General features: G+C 71.4%; 7 protein-coding genes. 6 read left to right on the top strand and 1 reads right to left on the bottom strand.

Annotation, left to right across the window (positions count from 1 at the left end; translation table 11 throughout):
- The first annotated feature begins 25 nt into the window (after positions 1 to 25).
- From ACOV8S_RS01745 to ACOV8S_RS01720, 6 genes are all read left to right on the top strand, one after another.
- Complete coding sequence (locus tag ACOV8S_RS01745) at positions 26 to 1066, top strand: LacI family DNA-binding transcriptional regulator (RefSeq protein WP_448315587.1); 1041 nt, start codon at positions 26 to 28, stop codon at positions 1064 to 1066.
- 126 nt (positions 1067 to 1192) lie between these two features.
- The gene (locus tag ACOV8S_RS01740) at positions 1193 to 1924 is read left to right on the top strand and encodes an LmeA family phospholipid-binding protein (RefSeq protein WP_448315585.1); all 732 of its coding nucleotides are present in this window, start codon (positions 1193 to 1195) and stop codon (positions 1922 to 1924) included.
- A 260-nt stretch (positions 1925 to 2184) separates the two neighbouring features.
- Entirely contained in the window at positions 2185 to 2265 is an 81-nt protein-coding gene (locus tag ACOV8S_RS01735) for a putative leader peptide (protein ID WP_350240574.1), read from the top strand.
- A 171-nt stretch (positions 2266 to 2436) separates the two neighbouring features.
- On the top strand, positions 2437 to 3276 hold the full coding sequence (locus ACOV8S_RS01730) for a sulfurtransferase (RefSeq protein WP_448315583.1): 840 nt from the start codon (positions 2437 to 2439) through the stop codon (positions 3274 to 3276).
- Between the two features lie 12 nt (positions 3277 to 3288).
- Positions 3289 to 3576 (top strand): DUF1416 domain-containing protein, encoded by a 288-nt coding sequence (locus ACOV8S_RS01725; RefSeq protein WP_351112875.1) that lies wholly within the window; start codon positions 3289 to 3291, stop codon positions 3574 to 3576.
- Positions 3577 to 3637: 61 nt separating this feature from the next.
- A complete protein-coding gene (locus ACOV8S_RS01720) occupies positions 3638 to 3868 on the top strand; it encodes a DUF3099 domain-containing protein (RefSeq protein ID WP_448315581.1) in 231 nt (76 codons plus the stop codon).
- An 11-nt stretch (positions 3869 to 3879) separates the two neighbouring features.
- Here the strand turns inward: ACOV8S_RS01720 and ACOV8S_RS01715 are convergent, their stop codons facing one another.
- On the bottom strand, positions 3880 to 4242 hold the full coding sequence (locus ACOV8S_RS01715; protein WP_448315580.1) for a DsrE family protein: 363 nt from the start codon (positions 4240 to 4242) through the stop codon (positions 3880 to 3882).
- Positions 4243 to 4462: the final 220 nt, after the last annotated feature.

The raw sequence follows: 4462 nt of genomic DNA, 5'->3' as shown, positions 1-4462 counted from the left end.
GTTTCCATACGCGTAGACTCCGCGCGTGGCCAAGGTGACTCGGGACGACGTGGCGCGACTGGCGGGTACCTCGACCGCCGTAGTCAGCTACGTCATCAACAACGGACCCCGGCCGGTCGCCCCGGCCACCCGCGAACGCGTGCTGGCCGCCATCGCGCAGCTGGGCTACCGGCCCGACAGGGTCGCGCAGGCCATGGCCTCGCGGCGGACCGACCTGATAGGTCTCATCGTCCCGGACGCCCGCCAGCCCTTCTTCGGCGAGATGGCGCACGCGGTGGAACAGGCCGCCTCCGAGCGCGGAAAGATGGTCCTGGTCGGCAACACCGACTACGTGGCCGAGCGCGAGGTCCACTACCTGCGCGCCTTCCTCGGCATGCGGGTCTCCGGTCTGATCCTGGTGAGCCACGCCCTGAACGACCAGGCCGCCGCCGAGATCGAGGCGTGGGACGCCCGGGTCGTGCTGCTGCACGAGCGCCCCGAGGCGATCGACGACGTCGCGGTGGTCACCGACGACGTGGGCGGCGCCCGCGGGGCCGTGCGGCACCTGCTGGAACACGGTCACCCCTACGTCGCCTGCATCGGCGGCACCGCCGAGACCCCCGAGGTCGGCGACCCGGTCTCCGACCACGTCGAGGGCTGGCGCCTGGCCATGGCCGACTTCGGCCTGACCACCGAGGGCCGCTGCTTCGAGGCCCCCTACAACCGCTACGACGCCTACCAGGTGGCGCTCGGCCTGCTCGCCGGCCCGGACCGCCCGCCGGCGATCTTCTGCTCCACCGACGACCAGGCCGTGGGCGTGCTGCGCGCCGCCCGCGAGCTGCGGATCGACGTGCCCGGCGAGCTGGCGGTGGTCGGCTTCGACGACATCAAGGAGGCGGCGCTCACCGACCCGCCCCTGACCACGGTCGCCACCGACCGCAAGGCGATGGCCCGCGCGGCGGTCGACCTGGTGCTGGACGACACCGTGCGGCTGCCGGGGAACGGGCACGACCGGCTGCGCGTGGTCCCCGCCCACCTGGTGGTCCGGCGCTCCTGCGGCTGCGACGAGGACCCGCAGCGGCCATGACGGGCGTACGCGAGGCTTGTCACAGCTGATCGACAAGCTTCCCTGCCGAGCGGCCCACGGCGTTACCGTCGAATCCGAGTACTCCGCCGACCGTCCAGACGCCGACCCAGGTAGGGAGACCCGTAGGTGCGTGCCGTTCGAATACTTCTCGTCGTGGCGCTGCTGCTCGGCGGACTGCTGGTGGCCGCCGACCGGATCGCCGTGAACATCGCGGAGGACCGGACGGCGGAGGGGCTGAAGACCTCGCAGGGGCTGCGGGACACCCCCGAGGTCGCCATCCAGGGCTTCCCCTTCCTCACCCAGCTGGCCGACGGCGACCTGGACGACGTGCGGCTGTCCATCGCCGCGTTCCCGGTCGAGGGCTCCGACGGCCGGAAGATGACCGTCGAGGACCTCGACGCCCGGCTCCGCGGCGTCCGCCTGGACGGCGACCTCACGCCGTCGAAGGCGGCCCAGGTCAAGGGCGACCTGCTCGTCCGCTACGACGAGCTGCTGAAGGCCACCCGCACCGAGCCGCAGCGGGTCGCCCCCGGCCTCACCGCGGCGGTCGTGGGGCTCTCCGACGGCGGCCAGGGGCGGATCAAGGTCAAGGTGCAGCCGGCCCTGTTCGGGCAGGAGCTGCCGGCGCTGAACGTGCTAGGGAAGATCGCGGTGGAGGACGGGAAGCTGCGCGTGCGCGCCGCCTCGCTGCCCGACCTCGGCGTGAAGGTGCCCGAGGAGACGGTGCGGTCGGTGACCGACTTCGACCAGGCCCTGTCCGAGCTGCCGCCCGGCCTGCGGCTCACCGCGGTCCACCCGGACGACGACGGCGTGCGGGTCACGGTGACCGGCAAGGACGTGGACCTCTCCACCTGGTAGGCGGCATCGGGTCCAGGACGGGTTCAGGACCACCGGTTCAGGACACTCGTTCAGGGCACCGGTTCAGGACACCCGGTACGTCCAGGGGTCCGTACAGCGAGACGGCCTGTCCGCCGCAGCGGCCCCGAGGGCCCCAGGAGACCCGGCAGAGCCCCTGAGGGCGGCCTCGCGACGGCAGATCGTCCACATCGCGGGCATTTACGTCTCAGAATGCGACACGCCGGTGACATGTCCGGTTCTCCCTCCTTAGGATCTGGGGCATGAAGCGACAGGCGGATCTCACCAAGCGGCGGGCAGTGGACCTGTGCCGCGTGGCCGCCATGCTCTGTCGCACTTCCTGACGGGAGAGCTCTCCCGTTCCCCGCGGCCCGCTCGGCGGGCCCCCTCGCGTGTGCCCGTGGCGACGAAGACGCACCGCGCCGCATCGCGCCCCGCGCGCCCGCACCCCTGTGTTCGCCAGCTTTCAGCTTCCCAGCCGACACCCCCGCCAACTGCCCCGGAGGAGATGGAGCATGAGCCGCAACGACGTCCTGGTCGACGCCGACTGGGTCCAGGAGCACCTGGACGACCCGAACGTGGTGATCGTCGAGGTGGACGAGGACACCGCCGCCTACGACAAGAACCACATCCGCAACGCCATCAAGCTCGACTGGACGAAGGACCTCCAGGACCCGGTCCGCCGCGACTTCGTCGACCAGGAGGGCTTCGAGAAGCTGCTCTCCGCCAAGGGCGTCGGCAACGACTCGCTGGTGGTCCTCTACGGCGGTAACAACAACTGGTTCGCCTCCTACGCCTACTGGTACTTCAAGCTCTACGGCCACGAGAACGTCAAGCTCCTCGACGGCGGCCGCAAGAAGTGGGAGCTGGACGCCCGCGAGCTGGTCGAAGAGGTCCCCGAGCGCGTCGAGACCCAGTACAGGGCCAAGCCGCAGAACACCGCGATCCGCGCCTTCCGCGACGACGTGCTGGCCGCGATCGGCAAGCAGAACCTGGTCGACGTCCGGTCGCCCGACGAGTTCTCCGGCAAGCTGCTCGCCCCGGCCCACCTCCCGCAGGAGCAGTCGCAGCGCGCCGGCCACGTGCCGAGCGCCCGCAACATCCCGTGGTCGAAGAACGCCAACGACGACGGCACCTTCAAGTCCGACGACGAGCTGAAGGCGCTCTACGCCGACGCCGACGTCGACCTCGCCAAGGACACCATCGCCTACTGCCGCATCGGTGAGCGCTCCGCGCTGACCTGGTTCGTGCTGCACGAGCTGCTGGGCGTGGAGAACGTGAAGAACTACGACGGTTCGTGGACCGAGTACGGCTCGCTGGTCGGCGTGCCGATCGAGCTCGGCCCCGGTAAGTGAGGACGGACGACCATGTGTGGAGCTAAGGCAGGCGGCCCCGACGCCGCCGTCCGGCCCGGCGAGACCACCATCCAGGGCCAGGTGCTGCACGAGGGCGAGCCGGTGACCGGCTACGTCCGGCTGCTGGACTCGACCGGCGAGTTCACCGCCGAGGTGCCCACCTCGGCCACCGGTCAGTTCCGGTTCTACGCCGCCGAGGGCACCTGGACCCTGCGGGCCCTGATTCCCGGCGGTCTCACCGCGGACCGCACCGTCGTCGCCCAGCAGGGCGGCCTGGCGGAGGTCGCCATCGCCGTCTGACGGCCGGCCGACCACCCGTGACGACCCTGGCGCCGTCGCGCCGCATGCCTACGCTGGAGGTATGTACGCGCGACGGCGCCACGTCTATTTCCTGCTGATGGGCATCTGCCTCGGGCTCTTCGTCCTGGCCTGGGGCGTGGTGCGGCTGTGGTCCGTCCCGGCGGCGGTGGCCATGTGCGTGGTGGCCATGGTGATCCCGCCCGTCGCGGCGGTGGTCGCCAACCGCCGGGGGCCGGACGACCGCTGGTGGGACGAGCCGGACGGCAGGCCCGGGCCGCCCCGGCAGCGCTGACCGGTTCCCGATCAGTAGACGAGGGCCTGGGTGTCCTCGCCCAGCGCCTCCTGAACGAACACCTGCGCGCCGGCGATGCGCACGCCCTCCAGCACGTCCGCCTCCGTGATCTCCCGGCGCGTCGCGCACTGTGAGCAGAGGGTGACGGAGCCGCCGGCGAGGATCGCGTCGAGCAGGTCCGGCAGCGGGGCGGCGTGCGGCAGTTCGAACTCAGCGGCCCGGCCCGGCAGGGCGAACCACGCCGACTCGCCGGTCAGCCAGAGCGAGACCTCCACGCCGCTGGCGACCGCCACCGCCGCCACCGTGAACGCCTGGGAGCAGCGCTCGGGGGAGTCCGCGCCCGCGGTCACCTTGATCACCAGTTTTTTGGCCATGGCCGGATCGTAACCAAACTCGCTTGCAACCCTGAGGCCGGTCGAACAGTCTTCCCGTTGGCATGCACGCGGAAACCTCGCGGAGGTGCCCCGAATCCTTACTGGGGGGACGACTCTCTTGTCACACGACACGCCGAGGGAACCCGAGGAGGCCGCACCCGCGCCGGGTGCGGCCCCCGGGGAGCCCCTGGCCACGCACACCGGCGGACCCGCCCCGGAG

It is taken from the genome of Streptomyces sp. CO7, from assembly GCF_053474865.1.
Note: the sequence above shows the minus strand (reverse complement) of the source record. Positions and strands in the feature narration are given on the sequence as shown.

What these genes read in the sequence shown, in the direction of transcription:
- ACOV8S_RS01735 (WP_350240574.1), top strand. Translation starts at nt 2,185, where the DNA reads ATGAAGCGACAGGCGGATCTCACCAAGCGGCGGGCAGTGGACCTGTGC.
- ACOV8S_RS01730 (WP_448315583.1), top strand. Translation starts at nt 2,437, where the DNA reads ATGAGCCGCAACGACGTCCTGGTCGACGCCGACTGGGTCCAGGAGCAC.
- ACOV8S_RS01725 (WP_351112875.1), top strand. Translation starts at nt 3,289, where the DNA reads ATGTGTGGAGCTAAGGCAGGCGGCCCCGACGCCGCCGTCCGGCCCGGC.
- ACOV8S_RS01720 (WP_448315581.1), top strand. Translation starts at nt 3,638, where the DNA reads ATGTACGCGCGACGGCGCCACGTCTATTTCCTGCTGATGGGCATCTGC.
- ACOV8S_RS01715 (WP_448315580.1), bottom strand. Translation starts at nt 4,242, where the DNA reads ATGGCCAAAAAACTGGTGATCAAGGTGACCGCGGGCGCGGACTCCCCC.